The organism is Oceaniglobus sp. K40-3, from assembly GCF_055808395.1.
On the sequence record NZ_JBVVRW010000004.1, the window covers coordinates 272,910 to 290,696 of the forward strand.

At 61.5% G+C, this 17,787-nt stretch carries 15 protein-coding genes and 2 pseudogenes; 13 read left to right on the forward strand and 4 right to left on the reverse strand.

Annotated features, from left to right (window positions below; genetic code table 11):
- The first annotated feature begins 3 nt into the window (after positions 1 to 3).
- From AC0L7P_RS20725 to doeB, 5 genes are read left to right on the forward strand one after another with little or no spacing between them, the layout of a single operon-like run.
- Entirely contained in the window at positions 4 to 1,290 is a 1,287-nt protein-coding gene (locus AC0L7P_RS20725) for a TRAP transporter large permease (RefSeq protein WP_473436012.1), read from the forward strand.
- 20 nt (positions 1,291 to 1,310) lie between these two features.
- A complete protein-coding gene (locus AC0L7P_RS20730) occupies positions 1,311 to 1,751 on the forward strand; it encodes a universal stress protein (protein ID WP_473436013.1) in 441 nt (146 codons plus the stop codon).
- Between the two features lie 31 nt (positions 1,752 to 1,782).
- Positions 1,783 to 2,628: an aspartate racemase/maleate isomerase family protein gene (locus tag AC0L7P_RS20735; RefSeq protein ID WP_473436014.1), complete on the forward strand. Its 846-nt coding sequence runs from the start codon at positions 1,783 to 1,785 to the stop codon at positions 2,626 to 2,628.
- Positions 2,629 to 2,640: 12 nt separating this feature from the next.
- On the forward strand, positions 2,641 to 3,825 hold the full coding sequence (gene doeA, locus AC0L7P_RS20740) for an ectoine hydrolase DoeA (protein ID WP_473436015.1): 1,185 nt from the start codon (positions 2,641 to 2,643) through the stop codon (positions 3,823 to 3,825).
- The gene (doeB, locus tag AC0L7P_RS20745; protein WP_473436016.1) at positions 3,822 to 4,814 is read left to right on the forward strand and encodes a N(2)-acetyl-L-2,4-diaminobutanoate deacetylase DoeB; all 993 of its coding nucleotides are present in this window, start codon (positions 3,822 to 3,824) and stop codon (positions 4,812 to 4,814) included. Before doeA ends, doeB begins: the two co-directional genes overlap by 4 nt.
- A gap of 72 nt (positions 4,815 to 4,886) precedes the next feature.
- Here doeB and AC0L7P_RS20750 read toward each other — a convergent pair.
- Positions 4,887 to 5,944, reverse strand: a pseudogene (locus tag AC0L7P_RS20750) (YeeE/YedE family protein).
- A gap of 404 nt (positions 5,945 to 6,348) precedes the next feature.
- On the opposite strand from AC0L7P_RS20750, the gene pcaF reads away from it, so the two are divergent.
- A complete protein-coding gene (pcaF, locus tag AC0L7P_RS20755) occupies positions 6,349 to 7,554 on the forward strand; it encodes a 3-oxoadipyl-CoA thiolase (protein ID WP_473436017.1) in 1,206 nt (401 codons plus the stop codon).
- A 98-nt stretch (positions 7,555 to 7,652) separates the two neighbouring features.
- Here the strand turns inward: pcaF and AC0L7P_RS20760 are convergent, their stop codons facing one another.
- Entirely contained in the window at positions 7,653 to 8,555 is a 903-nt protein-coding gene (locus AC0L7P_RS20760; protein WP_473436018.1) for a dihydrodipicolinate synthase family protein, read from the reverse strand.
- Between the two features lie 11 nt (positions 8,556 to 8,566).
- A complete protein-coding gene (gene araD, locus AC0L7P_RS20765; protein WP_473436019.1) occupies positions 8,567 to 10,309 on the reverse strand; it encodes an L-arabinonate dehydratase in 1,743 nt (580 codons plus the stop codon).
- Between the two features lie 346 nt (positions 10,310 to 10,655).
- On the opposite strand from araD, the gene AC0L7P_RS20770 reads away from it, so the two are divergent.
- Positions 10,656 to 11,675 carry a LacI family DNA-binding transcriptional regulator gene (locus AC0L7P_RS20770; RefSeq protein ID WP_473436020.1) on the forward strand — a complete coding sequence of 340 codons (1,020 nt, stop codon included), beginning with the start codon at positions 10,656 to 10,658 and terminating at the stop codon, positions 11,673 to 11,675.
- Between the two features lie 65 nt (positions 11,676 to 11,740).
- Here AC0L7P_RS20770 and AC0L7P_RS20775 read toward each other — a convergent pair whose 3' ends face one another.
- Positions 11,741 to 12,946 carry a mandelate racemase/muconate lactonizing enzyme family protein gene (locus AC0L7P_RS20775; protein WP_473436021.1) on the reverse strand — a complete coding sequence of 402 codons (1,206 nt, stop codon included), beginning with the start codon at positions 12,944 to 12,946 and terminating at the stop codon, positions 11,741 to 11,743.
- 223 nt (positions 12,947 to 13,169) lie between these two features.
- Between AC0L7P_RS20775 and AC0L7P_RS20780 the strand changes: the two genes are divergently transcribed.
- The 6 genes and pseudogenes from AC0L7P_RS20780 to AC0L7P_RS20805 all read left to right on the forward strand — a co-directional run bounded on the left by AC0L7P_RS20780 (position 13,170) and on the right by AC0L7P_RS20805 (position 17,707).
- Positions 13,170 to 13,859 (forward strand): ABC transporter permease, encoded by a 690-nt coding sequence (locus AC0L7P_RS20780; protein WP_473436022.1) that lies wholly within the window; start codon positions 13,170 to 13,172, stop codon positions 13,857 to 13,859.
- Positions 13,856 to 14,632 carry an ABC transporter permease gene (locus AC0L7P_RS20785; protein ID WP_473436023.1) on the forward strand — a complete coding sequence of 259 codons (777 nt, stop codon included), beginning with the start codon at positions 13,856 to 13,858 and terminating at the stop codon, positions 14,630 to 14,632. The genes AC0L7P_RS20780 and AC0L7P_RS20785 overlap by 4 nt, the downstream gene beginning before the upstream one ends.
- The gene (locus AC0L7P_RS20790) at positions 14,629 to 15,426 is read left to right on the forward strand and encodes an ABC transporter ATP-binding protein (protein ID WP_473436024.1); all 798 of its coding nucleotides are present in this window, start codon (positions 14,629 to 14,631) and stop codon (positions 15,424 to 15,426) included. Before AC0L7P_RS20785 ends, AC0L7P_RS20790 begins: the two co-directional genes overlap by 4 nt.
- Positions 15,427 to 15,451: 25 nt before the next feature.
- Positions 15,452 to 16,657, forward strand: coding sequence for an ABC transporter substrate-binding protein (locus tag AC0L7P_RS20795; protein ID WP_473436025.1), 1,206 nt, complete (start codon positions 15,452 to 15,454; stop codon positions 16,655 to 16,657).
- A gap of 62 nt (positions 16,658 to 16,719) precedes the next feature.
- A pseudogene (locus AC0L7P_RS20800) lies at positions 16,720 to 16,860 on the forward strand (LacI family DNA-binding transcriptional regulator); the annotation flags it as partial.
- Positions 16,861 to 16,945: 85 nt separating this feature from the next.
- Positions 16,946 to 17,707: a substrate-binding domain-containing protein gene (locus tag AC0L7P_RS20805; protein WP_473436237.1), complete on the forward strand. Its 762-nt coding sequence runs from the start codon at positions 16,946 to 16,948 to the stop codon at positions 17,705 to 17,707.
- The last annotated feature ends 80 nt before the right edge of the window (positions 17,708 to 17,787 follow it).

Here is a 17,787-nt window from a genome sequence, read left to right on the forward strand (position 1 = left end):
GCCATGGCAATCACCATATTTTCTGTCATGATTGTCCTTCTTTTGCTGGGCTTTCCCATGATGATCCCGCTCATCGTCGGCGCCTTTGTGGGCTTTTACTCGCTGTTTGACGGCTTTGGTCAGCTTGAAACCATGGTACAGCAGATGATGGCGGGTATTCGCCCTGCCTCTCTTATCGCGGTGCCGATGTTCATCTTCGCCGCCGACATCATGACACGTGGCCAATCGGCGGGGCGGCTGATCGACATGGTGATGTCCTTTGTGGGCCACATCAAGGGCGGTCTGGCGGTTTCCACGGCGGCGGCCTGTACGATGTTTGGCGCTGTTTCCGGCTCTACGCAGGCCACGGTTGTGGCCATCGGTTCGCCCTTGCGGCCCCGGATGCTGAAGGCAGGCTATAAGGACAGTTTCGTTCTGGCGCTGATCGTCAATTCCTCGGATATCGCCTTTCTCATTCCGCCCTCCATCGGGATGATTATTTACGGTGTTGTTTCCAACACCTCGATTGCCGAATTGTTCATCGCGGGGATCGGGCCGGGGTTGCTGATCCTGGTGTTGTTCTCGGCCTATTCCGTGATCTATGCGATCCGTAACAATGTTCCGACCGAGGAAAAAACCACATGGGGCGCCCGTCTGATCGCGGTGCGCAAGGCGCTTTGGCCCATGGGTTTTCCGGCGATCATCATTGGCGGCATCTATGGCGGCATCTTTTCCCCGACCGAAGCGGCGGCGGCCTGTGTGCTTTATGCGATTTTCCTTGAATTGATCGTATTCCGCTCGCTTGATCTGCGCGGGCTGTATGAAACCGCGAAATCCACCGGGCTGATTACCGCCGTGGTGTTTATCCTTGTGGGCGCGGGCGCTGCGTTTTCCTGGGTCATCTCGTTTGCGCAGATCCCGCAGGCCATTCTGGGGGGTATCGGCATTGATCAGATGGGCCCGATCGGCGTGTTGTTCGTCATCTCGATCGCCTTTTTCGTCGGCTGCATGTTCGTCGATCCCATCGTCGTCATTCTGGTCTTTGTGCCGATCTTTGCGCCGGTCGTAAAAGCCGTGGGACTGGACCCGGTTCTGGTGGGTACTGTTATCACGCTTCAGGTTGCCATCGGGTCCGCCACGCCGCCGTTCGGGTGCGATATTTTCACGGCGATTGCGGTGTTCAAACGCCCCTATATCGAGGTGATCCGCGGCACACCGCCCTTCATCATCATGTTGCTGGGGGTGTCGGTCGCGCTGATCTTTTTCCCGCAGATTGCCCTGTTCCTGCGCGATGTCGCGTTTGCAAAATGACCCGGTGAAAGGAGCCTGCCATGTTTAACCATATCCTTGCGCCCTATGACGGGTCGAAAAACGCGGACCGCGCGTTGGAAAAGGCGGCGGAACTGGCCAAGCTGACCAATGCACAGGTGACGCTGCTGACGGTTTATCGGCATCACTCCATGCTGGAGGCGTCGTTGTCCATGGTGCGGGTCAATGATCCGGGCCGGATGGATGATGCCATGCGCGAACACGCCACCGGAATTGCCGAACATGGCAAGACAATTCTGCGCGCTGCCGGGATCGAAAACGTGCGCGCCTTTGTGCGCTCGGGCCGTCCTGTCCGCGAAATCAACGATTTTTCGGTCAAACACAAGGTCGACCTTATTGTTCTCGGCAGCCGGGGGCTTGGCTCTCCGGGGGACAGCTATCTTTTGGGTAGCGTGTCACACAAGTTGACGGGAATTTCCAAATGCCCTGTTCTTGTCGTCTGACACGAAAGGGGCGAAAGCGAGCGTTGTCCCAATGACCACAACATCAAATACCACGCCGCAGACCGGCGTTGCCGCATGCAAACTGCGCCATCCGTCCCAGGAACCGGTCCGGCTGGGCGCGGTCCTTTTGTCGACGGATATGGTATCCGAGGCCGATGCCGTGCGGCTGCTTGATCGGGATAACTCGATCCTGCATGTTTCCCGCATTCCGTTCCAGAACCCCACGACGCCGGAACGTCTACGCGCCATCACACCCGATCTGGCGCGGACGGCGGGTTTGCTGGTGCCGGGGGTGCCGCTTTGCGCGGTTGCCTTTGGGTGCACATCTGCATCGGTGACGATTGGCAATGCGGCGGTTGCAAATGCCTTTCGCGACAGCCTGCCGGGTGTGCCGGTCATCACGCCGTCATTTGCCGCAATGGCCGCGTTTGCGGCGATGGGCGCCAGACGGATTGCATTGCTGACCCCGTATTTGCCGGAAACCACAGAATTGATCGCGGAATATATGGTCAAACAAGGCGTCGACGTCGTGAAAAGCGCGTGTTTTGCGCTTGAGGATGACCGCGACATGGCCCGAATCGACGATGACAGCATGATCGAGGCGGCCTGCGCCCTCGATACCCCCGACGTCGAAGCATTGTTCCTGTCTTGTACCGGCATGCGGGGGGTGGATGTCATTGCCCGGATAGAACGGCGGTTGGGCAAACCTGTCGTGACCTCCAATCAGGCACAGTTCTGGGCGCTGGACCGGCTTGCCAGTCTGAACACCCGTCCCGTTGACTTTGGACGGTTGTTTGATTTTGCTTTACCGGCCGCGTTTGCCAACGGAATCGGGGGTGACATGGTTTGCCTGCCCAATGTGGCGCTGCAACAGTGAAAGGGGCAGGACATGACGACCTTCCAGGCGAATTTTATCCAAGGCGAATACGAACGTCGGATCGTCAAGACCCGCAAGGAAATGTCCGCCAGACATCTTGATGCCATCGTTGTTTGCGATCCGTCCAACATGTCCTGGCTGTCGGGCTATGATGGCTGGTCTTTCTATACCTATCAGGCGGTCATCCTCCGGCAGGAAGGCGACCCCATCTGGTGGGGCCGGGGGATGGATGCCCTTGGCGCGCGGCGCACCGTATTCATGGACGATGACGACTGCATTCGCGGCTATGACGACACATATGTGCAGAACCCCGAAAAACACCCGATGGAGGATCTGTCCCGGCTGCTCAAGGAATTTGGGCTGGAAAAGGCCCGGATCGGCGTCGAGATGGACAATTACTATTATGCGGCAGCCGCCCATGCGACGCTGGTGCGGGAATTGCCCGAGGCCCATCTGGCGGATGCAACAGGTCTGGTGAATTGGCAGCGCGCCGTAAAATCCGAACGCGAAATCGAATACATGCAGCGCGCGGCCCGCATTGTCGAAGCCATGCACGAACGTATCCTTGAAATCGCCCGGCCGGGGTTGCGCAAGAATGATCTGGTGGCCGAAATCTATGCCAAGGGGATTCACGGCGCCGATGGGTATTGGGGCGACTATCCCGCGATTGTGCCGATGGCCCCCTCAGGGATGGACGCCACCGCGCCGCACCTGACATGGGATGACCGCCCGATGGAAACCAACGAAGCCACGTTTTTCGAAATCGCGGGGGCGCATCGCCGCTATCAATGCCCGCAATCGCGGACGCTGTTTCTGGGGAAGGTGCCGCAAAAATACCGTGATGCCGAATCGGCAGTCCTTGACGGAATCGAAGCCGGGCTGGAACAGGCCCGCCCCGGTAACCGGGCCGAAGATATCGCCAATGCCTTTAACACCACGCTCAACAAGGCGGGTTTCGAAAAGGACAGCCGCTGTGGCTATGCCATCGGGCTCAGCTATCCGCCGGATTGGGGCGAACGCACGATTTCCTTTCGGCGCGGCGACAAGACAATTCTGGAACCGGGGATGACGTTTCACTTTATGCCGGCCCTGTGGCTGGATGATGGCGGGTTGGAAATCACCGAACCGATCCAGATCACCGAAACCGGGCATGAATGCCTTTGCACCACCCCCCGCAAACTTTTTGTGAAATCATGACCAAAAGCCCCGTTTCCCCTACCATACCCATGGATGCCCAAGGCGCATTCCACGGGTTTCTGCGTGTGCCTTACAGTCGCGATGACAGCGCCTGGGGAAGCGTGATGATTCCGATCAGCGTGATTTCCGGCGGGGACGGGCCAACCGCTCTTTTGACCGGTGGAAACCACGGCGATGAGTATGAAGGGCCGATCGCCCTTCAGGAATTGGCCGCGACGCTGGACCCCGCCCATGTTCAGGGCCGGGTCATCATTTTGCCGATGATGAACATGCCCGCGTTTGCCGCCGGACGCCGCTGTTCGCCCCTTGATGGCGGTAACATGAACCGCAGCTTTCCGGGCCGCCCCGATGGGACCGTGACCCAGAAGATCGCACATTTCATTGCCACCCAACTGGTTCCGCTGGCCGATGTCGTGCTTGATTTCCACTCGGGCGGGCGCACATTGGATTTCCTGCCCTTTGCAGCGGCCCATATTCTGCCCGACAAGAAACAGGATGCCGCCTGCATGAGGGCGATGGAGGCATTCAACGCCCCGTTTTCCATGCGAATGCTTGAGATCGACAGTGTCGGCATGTTTGACACCGAAGTCGAAACCCAGGGCAAGGTTTTTGTCACCACCGAGCTGGGCGGCGGGGGAACATCGACTGCCGCCAGTGTTGCCGTTGCGCGCAAGGGCCTGCGGAATCTGCTGATTCATGCGAATATTCTGCAAGGCCAGATGCAAAAAGACCCCACTGTCATGCTCGACATGCCCGATGCACGGTGTTTTGTTTTCAGTGAACAGGCCGGGTTGCTTGAACCTCTGGTCGATCTCGGGGCCGAGGTGAAAGACGGCCAGCCAATCGCACGCATCTGGCAGGCCGACCGCAGCGGCGGCGCGCCTTTGCACCTTGATGCCAAACTCACCGGGGTATTGACCGCACGACATTTTCCCGGGCTTGTCGCCATGGGCGACTGCGTTGGCGTCATCGCTCAGCCGGTGGGGTGACAACCGCCCGACCTGAGGGGCAAACGCCATTTTCTGGGTGACACCCCTAACTGATGCCGGACACCGCGGCTATCACGTCAGAAAGGTAGGCTCGGCGCCAACAGGGGAAGCGGCGCGCGACAGAAAGGCGTTCATGGCCAATCCACCGATGGCAATAAACGCAATCGCTTCAACTGCGGCGACGGACAGGGTTGGAACACCGGACAGGCCAGCGCCCACGGTACAACCGCCAGCCAGAACACCCCCATGCCCATCATGGCGGCACCTGCGATATAGCGTCGGGTCTGGCGGGGCGTGTCAAAGCTTTGCCATTGAAATCCGCCAAAGATCAGGCTTGCCGCAAAGGCGCCAACCAACACGCCACCGACCAAACCCGTGCCGAACCCGGCCGGGATCGAACTGTTTGCGATAGACCAGAACAGGGTTTCGGACGTGGACGAGGTAAAGCTCAGGCTTTCCAGCGGGATTGGATCGAAATCGTCAAGCAGGACAAAACCGGTTCCAACCCATGCAAGCGGCACCAGCAGCCCGATGGCCGCCGCCATTGTCAACTGTCCCGCACGATTGCCCGACCGCAATGCAAAAGCCAGCGCCATCAGGGCAATCAGCCCGCCCCAGAGCCATGCTCCGCCGGGCAGGGCGGCCAGGGAAACATAGCTGCCCAGATCCACGGTCACACCACCAAGAGCCACACGCACAGGCGCCAAAACGCCCTTGAGGGTGGCATGTGCCACGATCGCAAAGACCAGCAACATCAGGCCCGCGCGCAGATTGCCACCGCCGGTCAGAATTGCGAGCCGGGAAATGCAGCCACGGGTCAGGATCATACCCGCCCCGAATATCAGGCCGCCAACCGCGATCGCCAGAGCCGGAAGGTCCGTGACCATAAACCGGTGATCCGTGAATTCGATCCAGCCAAGCATGACAGCGGCCTGCGTTCCGATCACCGCCACGGCCAGCGCCATCAGCCAGATGCCAGACGCCTGCCGGCGATCCTCGCCCACCAGCGACCGGCGGAAACAGAATTTTGTCTGTTGCGCCAGGACCCCAAAAGCAACACCAATAAAAAGCGCCAAAAGGACAGAAACCTGCCTTGGGGTCACTTCTTCAAAGCCAAACGTCTCAAACATCACGAAAACCCCAGAATTAAGGAATATTTCCCAGATGCCCCGGCCAAGTCGGAACATCAAGGGGCAATAACGGCCTAATTTACGCCCGTATCAGGATATTATTCCTTTTGAGGCAGGACTATTGGAATAGTGTTCTCCTTTGGTCAAATATTCGAAACACGCCGCCTGTCGCGAAAGGCAGAGTCACGCTTTGATCCTTTTTCAACCCTTGAAGGCATTCAATGTTGAACCGGCCCGCCTCTTTTGGCCCCACCTGCGCCAGGATGGGTCGCACGCAATACGTGGCTGTGCACCGGGGCAGGTCGAGGGCAGATTGCAAGCGGCGTCGTGCCTTGCGCTTTTGACGCAGCAAAGGCAAGCAAGAGTGAACCCACAAACGCACCTGTGACGCGAGGAGCGACACCATGACCGACGCCTTTATCTGCGATGCCATCCGAACCCCGATCGGGCGCTATGGTGGCGGTTTATCGTCGGTGCGCACGGATGATCTTGCGGCTTTGCCGCTTGCGGCCCTTGCCGCGCGCAATCCGGCGGTTGATTGGGGCGCGCTGGATGATGTGATCCTTGGCTGCGCCAATCAGGCGGGCGAAGACAACCGCAACGTGGCGCGCATGGCTGTGCTGCTGGCGAACCTGCCAACGACGGTGCCGGGTGTTACGGTGAACCGGCTCTGCGGTTCGGGCCTTGATGCAGTGGGAACGGCGGCGCGTGCCATCCGCGCAGGCGAATGTCAGTTGATGATCGCGGGCGGCGTGGAAAGCATGTCACGGGCGCCCTTTGTGATGCCAAAGGCCGAAACGGCCTTTGCGCGCGCGCCTGCCGTTTATGACACAACGATTGGCTGGCGTTTCATCAACCCCAGGATACAAAACGCCTTTGGCACGGATTCAATGCCACAAACCGCCGACAATGTCGCCGCCGAATATGGCATCAGCCGCGCCGATCAGGATGCATTTGCCCTGCGTTCACAGCGCCGTTGGGCGACAGCACAGGCAGCAGGCCGGTTTGCGCAGGAAATCAGCCCTGTCACAATCCCGCAAAAACGCGGTGACGCTCTGGTCCTGACAACGGATGAACACCCAAGGCCCGAAACCACAGAGACACAATTGGCCAGGTTGCGCGGCATCAACGGCGCCGATCTGTCGGTGACCCCGGGCAATGCCTCTGGTGTCAATGACGGGGCGGCGGCCTTGATCCTTGCCTCGGCAGAGATGGCGGCGCAGCAAGGGCTGACGCCACGCGCGCGGGTTGTCGGCATGGCTGTGGCCGGGGTCGCGCCGCGCGTGATGGGGGTTGGGCCGGTGCCCGCCGTGCAAAAGCTGCTGGCACAGACCGGGCTGACCCTTGCCCAGATGGATGTGATCGAGCTGAACGAGGCGTTTGCCGCACAGGGGTTGGCCGTTCTGCGCGGGCTTGGCCTGCCTGATGATGCGCCACAGGTGAACCCAAACGGCGGGGCGATTGCCCTTGGGCATCCGCTTGGCATGAGCGGCGCACGGCTGGCGCTTACCGCGACGGCAGAATTGCAGCACAGCGGCGGGCGCTATGCGCTTTGCACCATGTGTATCGGTGTTGGACAGGGCATCGCCGTCATTCTTGAGCGGGTATAAGAAAGCACGGCACGAAACGCATCAGGCACCAGCGCGCGTCAAAAAAGGCCGCCTGATCCTCTGCTAAGCCATTGTTTTGCCACTGGATAGCGGAACGGTCAGGCAATCAACCCATTTGTGGTCAGAAATTCAATCAGTCGGCCCTGCTGCGCATCGCTCAGCGGCCAGGCCGACGGCGGGCGGGTGGGGCCGCAATCGTCACCCATGGCGGCCAGCGCCGATTTCACCCCGGTGACGTTGGTGCCGTTCATTTCCTCGGCGCGGATGTCCTCGAATGTTTTCATCCCGCCGATCAGGTGGTTTGCGGTTGCGTAATCGCCCGCCTCCAACGCAGCATGAATCGCGACCGAACGTTCGGGCCAGACGTTGATCAGCCCCGAGGTAAAGCCCCGCGCGCCCACGGCATAAAACGACGGCGCCCAGACTTCGGCCAAGCCGCCCACCCAAACGATAGAGGGGTCGCAGGCCGCCTTGGCCGCCGCCAGTTTCAGCGGGTTGGGCGTGGCCCATTTTACACCCTTCACCCCGGGCACGGCGCACAGATCAGCGATGGAGCCCGTGCCGATGGCATCGTTGCGCAGGTACAGCATCATTGGCAAGCCACCAGAGGCATCAGCAACTGCGTTCAGGTAATCGACGATCCCGCGCGGGGCCACGAACGGGTCGGGCGGCTGATGCACCATCAATGCCGTGGCCCCGACATCGGCCGCCACACGCGCCAGGGTGCAGGCATCGCGCACACCGCGCCCGACCCCGGCCAGAACCGGCGCACGGTGATCGACCATCGCAACAACCTCGCGGGTCATGGTGCAGGCCTCATCGGTGGTCAGCGCATAGAATTCGCCGGTGTTGCCATTCACCACAGGCATGTGCAGCCCTGCCGCCAGCGCGCGGGTGATGATCGGGCTCAGCCGCTCGGGCGCCACATCGCCGCCCGCGTCATAGGGCGTGACAAGAATGCCGGAAATCCCGGTCAACGCGGTGTCAAGATCATGTGCCATACCGGCCCCTTTCAGAAAATATCCGGCTCGCCCGCCGCTGTGCCGAAATCCTGTTCGAGATAGTCGAAATCACAGCCCTTGTCGGCCTGACTGACGTGTTTGGAAAACATATAGCCCCAACCGCGCTGAAACCGGGGTTCGGGGGCAACCCATGCGGCGCGGCGGCGCTCCAGTTCCGCCGCATCCACCAGCATATCAAGGGTGCGGTTGGGCAGGTCCATGCGCACCATATCGCCGGTTTTCAACAGGGCAAGCGGACCGCCGACAAAGGATTCCGGCGCGACATGCAACACGCAAGCCCCGTAAGAGGTGCCCGACATGCGCGCATCGGAAATGCGCAGCATGTCACGATGCCCCTGCGCGATCAGCGCCTTTGGAATCGGCAACATGCCCCATTCCGGCATCCCCGGCCCACCCTGCGGCCCGGCATTGCGCAGCACCATGACGTGATCAGGGGTGATGTCGAGATCGGGATCATCCACCGCCTTTTTCATCTCGGGATAGCTGTCAAAGACAAGGGCGGGGCCTTGGTGAACGTGGTATTTCGGGTCACAGGCGGCGGGTTTGATGATGGCGCCGGAGGGTGCCAGATTGCCGCGCAACACGGCAAGCGAACCTTCCTTGTAGACAGGATTTGACAGCGGGCGGATCACATCGTCGTTGAACACCTGCGCGCCTTGCAGGTTTTCGCCCAGGGTTTTGCCGGTCACGGTCATGCAAGTGGTATCGAGCCGGTCTTCCATCTGTTTCATCAGGGCGCGCAACCCCCCGGCGTAAAAGAAATCTTCCATCAGGAAATCTTTGCCAGAGGGGCGGACGTTGGCGATCAGCGGCGTGGTGCGCCCCAATGCGTCAAGATCATCCAGCGTCAGGCCAACCCCGGCGCGGCGCGCCATGGCGATCAGGTGAACGACGGCGTTGGTGGAACACCCCGTTGCCATGGCCACGATGGCGGCGTTTCGAATCGCGGCATCAGTGACGATCCGGTTCGGCGTCAGATCCTCCCACACCATATCGACGATGCGCCGCCCACAGGCCGACGACATGCGCTGATGACCGGAATCGGCGGCGGGAATCGACGAGGCACCGGGCAGGGTCAGGCCAAGGGCGTCGGTGATCGCAGTCATCGTGCTGGCCGTGCCCATGGTCATGCAGGTGCCGACCGAGCGCGCGATTCCGCCCTGAATGCCTAGCCATTCATCGTCGGAAATATTGCCCGCGCGCCGTTCGTCCCAGTATTTCCAGGCGTCCGAGCCAGAGCCAAGGATCTTGCCCGCGTAATGGCCGCGCAACATCGGCCCGGCGGGCAGATAAATCAGCGGCACTCCAGCGGTCAGCGCCCCCATGATCAGGGCCGGCGTGGTCTTGTCACAGCCCCCCATCAGGACAACGCCATCCAATGGATGCGAGCGGATCGTTTCCTCGACCTCCATGGCAAGCAGATTGCGATAAAGCATCGAGGTGGGTTTGGTGAAACTTTCATCGACAGACAGTGACGGCATTTCCACCGCGAACCCGCCCGCCATCTGCACCCCGCGTTTCACATCCTTGACCCGCTCGGGGAAATGGCCATGGCAGGAATTGAGATCGGACCAGGTGTTCAGCACCCCGATGATGGGTTTGTCGCGGAATTCTTCCTCGGCGAATCCCAGTTGCATCATCCGCGACCGGTGACCGAAACTGCGCAGATCGTCAGGGGCGAACCAGCGCGCGCTGCGCAGGGTTTCGGGGGTCTTGGCGGTGGGTTTCTTCATGGCGTTCTCCACGTTACGCCCCATCGTGTATGCGCAATCATTTTCACGAGTCAATATCACGGGGCTGACTATACCTGATTTTCGATTATTGTTGGTACCTATGGCATTGATGGCGCCTTCTTTAAGGGGTAGTGATGTATACGTATACATAGCCATCGCAAAGCCAACGGCGTCACACTGGCACGACGGCCAGAATGCCCGTCAGAATTCGGCCATCGTGGCGTTGCCCGAACAGCCGGGGCGCTGTGGCTGCTGATCCTTGGATCACCCGGCGCATCTGTGTATCTGGCAAAGCAAACCAAGGGTGGCGAAACTGCGCAATGCGGCGCGGCAAAAGGTGAAGGACATGGACAGGGGCACGGAAAGGGCAGGGGGCAAGCGGGTGACGATGGCCGCCGTGGGGCGATTGGCCGGGGTCAGCCAGGTCACCGTATCAAGGGCATTGTCAGACCCGTCAAAGGTGTCGCCCGAAACGCTGGCGCGCATTCACGATGCAATAGACCTGACCGGGTTTGTGCCGAACGCACTGGCGGGCGCACTGGCCTCGCGCAAAAGCATGCTGATCAGCGCGCTGGTGCCGTCGATCACCAACATCATCTATTCGTCCATGGTGCGCGCGTTTTCCGAAGGGATGCGGGCGCGCGGTTATCAGATTTTGCTGTCGGAAACCGGGGTTGCGCCCGAGGCCGAGGAAAAGATGATCGCGCTGCACCTGTCGCGTCAGCCCGATGCGGTGATGCTGACCGGAATTCACCATACGCCACAGGCGCGCAAGGCCCTGCTTGGCGCCGGGATTCCGGTGGTTGAATTGTGGGATATCACCCAATCACCCATCGATATCTGTGTCGGATTTTCCCACGCCGCGACCGGGCGGGCGGTCGCTGATTTTGCCTGTGACACGGGCCATGGTAGGGCGGCGGTCATTCATGCGGGTGACGAACGGGCGGCGCGCCGGATGGCGGCCTTCGGCCAGCGATTTTCACAACGTACCGGCCATACGGTGCGCGACATAAACCTGCACACGCCCGCGTCTTTGGGGCAGGGGCGGCGGGGGCTTTCGCTGTTGCTGAAAGATGCGGCGTTTGATGGCGGTCTGATCTTTTGCAGTTCCGATCTGTTGGCCCATGGCGTCATCACCGAGGCCCAGGCGCGCGGGCTGAACGTGCCGGGCGACATTGCCGTGGTCGGGTTCGGCGATCAGGAATTTGCCGCCGATGTCGAACCGGGCATCACCACCGTTCGCGTTGACCGCGACGCATTGGGCCGGCAGGCGGCCGCGGCATTGCTGGCCCGCATTCAGGGGCATCCGGCCGAACGGCCCGTTCTTGATGTGGGGTTTGAACTTTTGCGCCGGAAATCGGCATGACCAACGCCAACAGCATATGAAAATCACCGGCGTCGCGACGATCCAGCTTGAGGAATTCGGGAATTTTACGCGGGCCGCGCCGTACGCCGACAAAGGGTTGACCGGTCTTGAACGCGCAAGGATGCAAGGTTTGATGGGCCCTTGCCCTGACGGCTATGTGTTGGTGTCAGGTTCCTGATGGCCGGGGGCGTCAGGGTGACGCCGAGCCCGGGTCTCTTGGAAAGCCGCGCGCTGCCCTGTTCGATGATCGGGGCGGGATCGGTGAGGGTGTGGAACAGGCCGCTTTCGCGCCATTGAATTTCAAGCCGCTCGGGGCCACCGATGGCGGTTGCCAGGTGCAGGCTGGTCATATGCGCCACCGGACCAGACGGATTGTGAAGCGACACCCCAACCCCGAATGCCCTGGCCCTGGCAGCGATATCGGTGATCGTGGCCATGCCGCCGGCGTGTTTCACATCGGGCATGATCACGTCATATGCGCCTGCGGTCACGAATGGCGCGACATGATCCCAATCGCCATGGGTTTCAAGACCGCACAGCCGGATCCCCAGCCTGTTTGCATGGGTGCGAAGATTGCGCAGCTCTGTGATGCGGTCCGGTGTCTCGGGCAGGGGGCATTCAAACCAGACCACACCGATTTCGGCCAGTGGGGCCAGAACATTCCGGGCCGCCGCCGGGGTAAACCGCCAATGGCAATCGACCATGATCTGTGCATCGGGCGCCGCCGCCGCCATCGCCGCCAGCCGGGCCAGCCCGGCAGCAATCAGCGCCGCGCCCTGGGCCGTTGCGCAAAGGGCTGGCGTCAACCCGTCGAACGCCGCCAGCTTGATCGCGCCGTATCCTTCGGCGGCGGCCCGGCGCGCGTTGCGTGCAATTGCCTCCGGGCTGCGGTCGCGGCTGGTGCGATTGATGTTGGCATAAAGCGGCACCCCCGTTTCCGGCGCGCCCTGCGCGAACAGCCGGTGCAGCGGAACGCCTTGCGCCCTGGCCCGCAAATCGCAAACCGCCTGATCCAGAGCGGAACGGATGGTGCGGTGTTCCAACCCCTGATCCGGCAGCACGGCCAGCGGCGCGCCATCCACCACCCGGCCTTGCAGCCCCCGCGCGGCGTGGCGCAACGCGGCGTCAAAACCAGCCGAAGCATCATCTAGCGTCGCCTCACCGAGACCCGTCAGCCCGCTGTCGGTTTCAAGCACCACATGCCGCCAGACGGTTCTGTCACTGATCTGAACATTGCGCACGGCGGTGTTGATGATCCGGTGGCTTTGCACGGCGTTTCCCTTGTTCGGCGCCCTGTCGGCGCGATATTTGATAAACGCTTATCAAACTGTTGACGGATGATTTGATAAGCGTTTATCAATTGGGGCGTCAAGCGGAAATAAAGAGCCGGCACATGCAAAAGCAGAACCTTCAGGGGCGTCTTGCCACACGGATTCTTGCCCCTGTCCTTGGGGGGCGGGTGTTTTTCTCGGGTGGCATGTCCTGGCCTATGCCATGAACAACCCGGTGCTTATGCCGCCGCCTGCCGCGGTGCTGACGGCCCTGTGGCAGATCCTCGGGGATGAGCTGTTTCCCGATATTCTGGCCAGTCTGCGCCATCTGGGAACCGGCATGGGGGTCGGTGTGATCCTGGGTCTGGCGCTGGCGTTTCTGGCAACCTCCCTGCGCGTGGCCGAACTGCTTTTGGATCCGTTGATCGAACTGCTCAGGCCGATCAGCGGCATTGCCTGGATCCCCCTTGCCATCATGATGTTCGGCGTCGGAGAGACGGTGCCGATTTTCCTGATCGCCTATGTTTCGGTGTTTCCGATCTTTCTCAACACGGTCGCGGGCATCAAGGGCGTGGATGCCCGGCTGATCCATGCTGCGCGGGTGTTGGGCGCCGGTTCGGGCCAGATCCAACGCGAAATCATATTGCCTTCGGCCTTGCCGATGATCCTGACCGGCCTGCGGCTAAGCCTGGGCGTTGCCTGGATGACCCTGATCGGCGCGGAACTCATCGGCGGGGCGTCGGGCCTTGGCTGGCGGGCGTTCTGGTATGAGCAATTCTTTGCCATGAACAAGAACCTCGCGGTGATCCTGGTCGTCGGGTTTCTCGGGTTTACCTTCGATTTCCTGATCCGCATGGTGCAGGCCCGGCTTTTGCGCTGGTCGCCCTCCGCAGGGCAGGGGGCCGGTCAATGAAACATCCCCGCCTGTTTGTCCTGACGGTGTATGGCAGCATCTTGATTCTGGCGGAAATCGCCGTCCGCCTGTCCGCCACGCCCGACAAATACCCCTCGCCCCTTGGGGTGCTGGCCAGCCTTGCCCACAATGCGGCCAGCGGCGAATTGTTCATCGCTCTGGAACAAAGCCTGTCGCGGATCGTGCTGGCCTTTGTCTTTGCCGCCGTGTTCGGCACGCTGATCGGGGTTGCCATCGGGCGTTTTCGCTGGCTGGATCGGGCCATTGGCCCGTTTATCAACGCCCTGCGGTCGATTGCGCCCATTGCGCTGATTCCGATGGCGGTTTTGTGGTTCGGCGTGACCGGGGCCTCGGCGGTGTTCATCGTTGCCTATGCCGCCATCTTTCCGATCATCCTCAATGCATCCGAGGCGGCGCGCAATGTCGATATGCGGCTGGTGAACGCCGCGCGCACCCTTGGGGCGGGGCCGGGGTTCGTGCTGCGCCGGGTGATCCTGCCCGCCGCCGCGCCCGCCACGATCACCGGGGCACGGATTGCGATGGGGTTTGCCTGGGCCTCCATTGTCGCCGCCGAACTGGCCATCGGGGTCAAACTGGAAACCGGCGGCAAGATCGAGGCCGGCATCGGCCAGATCATGGTATCGACCCTGTTTGTCGATCGCGATGTGAACGGTCTGGTCAGCTATATGCTGGTGGTCGGCGTCGTCGGGCTTGTTCTTGATTTTGCAATGCGGCGTCTGCACCGGATGCGGGCACCATGGGAGTACGCATGAACGCCATAGACATCAAAAACCTGTCCAAGACCTTTCTGTCAAAGCGCACGGGCGAAAAGGTGACGGCGCTGGAAAACGTCAACCTGGCCATTCCCCGGGGCGAATTCACCGCCATCGTCGGCCCCTCGGGCTGTGGCAAGTCGACCCTGTTGTCGATCATGGCCGGTATCCTTGCCCCCAGCAGCGGCGAGGCGCGCCATTTCGAACAGCCGATCACCGGGCCGGCGCCGGACCGGGGCGTGTTGTTTCAGGATTATGCCCTGTTTCCATGGCTGTCCGTACGCCAGAATATCGCCTTTGGCCCTCGGGCGTTGGGGCAATCGAAGGCCGAATACGAACCCGAAGTGAACCGCCTGATTTCGGTCGTCGGGCTTGAGGGATTTGGCGAACGCCTGCCCCATGAATTATCGGGGGGAATGCGGCAACGGTGCGCCCTGGCGCGGATGCTGGCCAACAAACCGCGCACCTGGTTGATGGACGAGCCGTTGGCCGCCGTCGATCTTCAGACCCGCACCCTTTTGCAAGAGGAAATTCTGCGGGTCTGGGGCGAAGACCGCAATCGCGCCGACCGCCCGACCATCGTGTTCATCACCCACGGCATCGACGAAGCGGTGCTGTTGGCGGACCGCGTTGTCGTGCTGGGCCGCAGGCCCGGGCGGGTCAGGGCGGAACTGACAATCGATTTGCCCCGCCCCCGGTTCAGCCATCGCGACCCGGCCGCCGAAGGGCGGCTGGTTCAGGACATCTGGGACCAGATCCGCGACGAGGCCCGCAGCGCAATCTTGGAAGACTGACGAAAACTGACAGGGAGGATTAACCATGACCATGACAAAACGCGAGTTCATTCGCTCCAGTGCGGCACTGGGGCTGTTGACGGCCTTTACCGGCCTGCCCGGGCGGGCACAGGCCCAGACCGCCATGCCCATCGGCGTCGGCACCCATACCAACGGCGGCCCGCTGGTGGTTTATATGCAGGAACACGGGCTGATCGAAAAGGCGTCCCAGGCGGCGGGGTTGGACATTGCCCCCGAGTTTCAGGATTTTCAGGCGCTGTTGCGGATGCTTCAGGGCGTGGCGGCGGGCCAGTTGCAATACGGCATGTTGGGATCAACCCCGCTGATCCGGCTGTTGGCCACGCCGAACCCGGCGGTGCCCATCGCCATTGCCGGGGGCGGGTTGGATTTTCCGGTGCAGGTGCCCCCTGACAGCCCGATCCGCTCCATGGAGGACATGCGTGGCAAGACTGTGTTGACCATCGTTGGTTCGGATCTGCATCTGGAATTCGTCAACATGCTCAAGGCCTATTTCGGCACATCCGACGCTGCCGATGTCGGGATCACCATGCGCAACATCACCGCCGTGACCGAACTGTGGGAGGCCCATGACGGCATAGATGCCGTGGTAGGCTTGAATCCCGGCTCTTTCGGGGCCGAGGAACGGGGCGTTCTGTCGACGCTGATCACCAATTACGGAACCACCGGGAAACACTACGACGGGCCAGAGGGCAGCGGCGCGGGCCATACCCTGAACTGGTTCGACAAATCCCCCTTCGCCCCCGAGGCGTTCTATCCCCACCGTATCTGGTGGGCCGTGCGCCAACAGTTCATGGCGGAACACCCCGAGGCCGTGACCGCCTTTCTGGTGGCCAATCAGCAGGCCACCCAGGCCCTGGCCGATATGAAGCCGACACAGGTAACGGACATCATCGGGGATCACTGGCCCCAATCCGCGTCGATCGAAGCGCGCAATGCCGTAGTCGAGGCCACGACATGGTATCGGCGCGGCTGGTCGTGGATCACCGAAGGCGATGCCCGCACGCTTTCGGGGCTTTCGGTGGAAAAAGAGATTTTCGAAACCGAACTGACCGGCGATGCCCTGCGTCAGGTTCTGGGGCAGGGTGCGGATGTGACCCGCGCCGCCTATGAGCAAAGCGGCCAGATGCCGGCGCTTGACGTAATGACAGACACCACGGCAGGCGATGTGCGCGGATTGCCCCAGTGGCGCGTTGCCGACTGGAAACTCTAGCACGGGCTTGCCTCTGCCCCCCGGCACCCATTGTGCCGGGGCCCTGAACCACAAGAGACCGCATGGCCCAGAAACCCCGCCTACAAGAGGTCGCAGATGCGGCCGGTGTATCCTTCATCACGGCATGGCGGGCGTTGAACGAACCGCAGCGCGTGCGCGAAAAGACCCGCGACAGGGTACATGCCGCCGCCGAAAACGTCGGTTATGTGGTCAATGCAGTGGCGCGCAGCCTGGTCACGTCGCGGTCCGGTGTTGTCGGTCTGATCGTGCCAACGGTCGAGGATCTCGATCTTTTCGGGCACCGTTCAGGGCCTGTCCGACAGCCTGTCCCGCAACGGGCTGGAAATGCTGATGGGCATTTCCCATTACGATACGACCCGCGAAGAAGACCTGATGCGCGCCTTTATCGGCCGCCAGATCGACGCCCTTGTCCTGACCGGCAAGGCCCACAGCCCAGCGGCGCGCCGGCTTCTTCGGAATTCCGGGGTCGTCGTTGTCGAAATATGGGATGTGCCGGAAAACCCTCTGGATCTTTATGTCGGATTTTCGAACGAGGCGATGGCAGAGCAGGCAACAGCCTTCCTGATCGCGCGCGGGTATCGCGACATTGCATTCGTGTCGCCCAAGGGCCGGGGGCGCGCGCTGGAACGTCAGATCGGATATCAATCGGCCATGACCGCCGCCGGGCTGGGCCCGCTTGCCCGCACGGAATGGACAGACCCGACACTGGCGGGCGGGGCGCAGGCGCTTGACCGTCTTTGGGGGTCGGGCCGCCGACCCGATGCCATTTTCTTCAACGGCGATACGCTGGCGGTGGGCGCACATCTGCACGGCGCGGCGGCGGGCCTGCGCTATCCCCGGGATGTGGCGTTGATGGGGCTGCACGACGCGGATATATCGGCCCATGTCCACCCCCTTACCACTGTCCGGGTGCCACGCTATGAAATCGGCCAGCGCGCCGCCGAGGAAATCGCCCGCCGCCTGAACAACGACGGCGAGGCCAGGTCACAGAATGTCGCATTCGAAATCATCCAGCGCGGCACAACCTGACCCGGCATTCATCGCCCCTGTTTGTGAACATTGTAACTTCGCAAACGAAACGTGAAAAGGGGGAGCCTGTAGGGGGCCAA

Excerpts from the sequence above, each read along its gene's own strand:
- AC0L7P_RS20780 (WP_473436022.1), top strand. The coding sequence starts at position 13,170 with ATGAACAACCCGGTGCTTATGCCGCCGCCTGCCGCGGTGCTGACGGCC.
- pcaF (WP_473436017.1), top strand. The coding sequence starts at position 6,349 with ATGACCGACGCCTTTATCTGCGATGCCATCCGAACCCCGATCGGGCGC.
- AC0L7P_RS20735 (WP_473436014.1), top strand. The coding sequence starts at position 1,783 with ATGACCACAACATCAAATACCACGCCGCAGACCGGCGTTGCCGCATGC.
- AC0L7P_RS20725 (WP_473436012.1), top strand. The coding sequence starts at position 4 with ATGGCAATCACCATATTTTCTGTCATGATTGTCCTTCTTTTGCTGGGC.
- AC0L7P_RS20730 (WP_473436013.1), top strand. The coding sequence starts at position 1,311 with ATGTTTAACCATATCCTTGCGCCCTATGACGGGTCGAAAAACGCGGAC.
- AC0L7P_RS20785 (WP_473436023.1), top strand. The coding sequence starts at position 13,856 with ATGAAACATCCCCGCCTGTTTGTCCTGACGGTGTATGGCAGCATCTTG.
- AC0L7P_RS20790 (WP_473436024.1), top strand. The coding sequence starts at position 14,629 with ATGAACGCCATAGACATCAAAAACCTGTCCAAGACCTTTCTGTCAAAG.
- doeA (WP_473436015.1), top strand. The coding sequence starts at position 2,641 with ATGACGACCTTCCAGGCGAATTTTATCCAAGGCGAATACGAACGTCGG.
- araD (WP_473436019.1), bottom strand. The coding sequence starts at position 10,309 with ATGAAGAAACCCACCGCCAAGACCCCCGAAACCCTGCGCAGCGCGCGC.
- AC0L7P_RS20760 (WP_473436018.1), bottom strand. The coding sequence starts at position 8,555 with ATGGCACATGATCTTGACACCGCGTTGACCGGGATTTCCGGCATTCTT.
- AC0L7P_RS20770 (WP_473436020.1), top strand. The coding sequence starts at position 10,656 with ATGGACAGGGGCACGGAAAGGGCAGGGGGCAAGCGGGTGACGATGGCC.
- doeB (WP_473436016.1), top strand. The coding sequence starts at position 3,822 with ATGACCAAAAGCCCCGTTTCCCCTACCATACCCATGGATGCCCAAGGC.
- AC0L7P_RS20795 (WP_473436025.1), top strand. The coding sequence starts at position 15,452 with ATGACCATGACAAAACGCGAGTTCATTCGCTCCAGTGCGGCACTGGGG.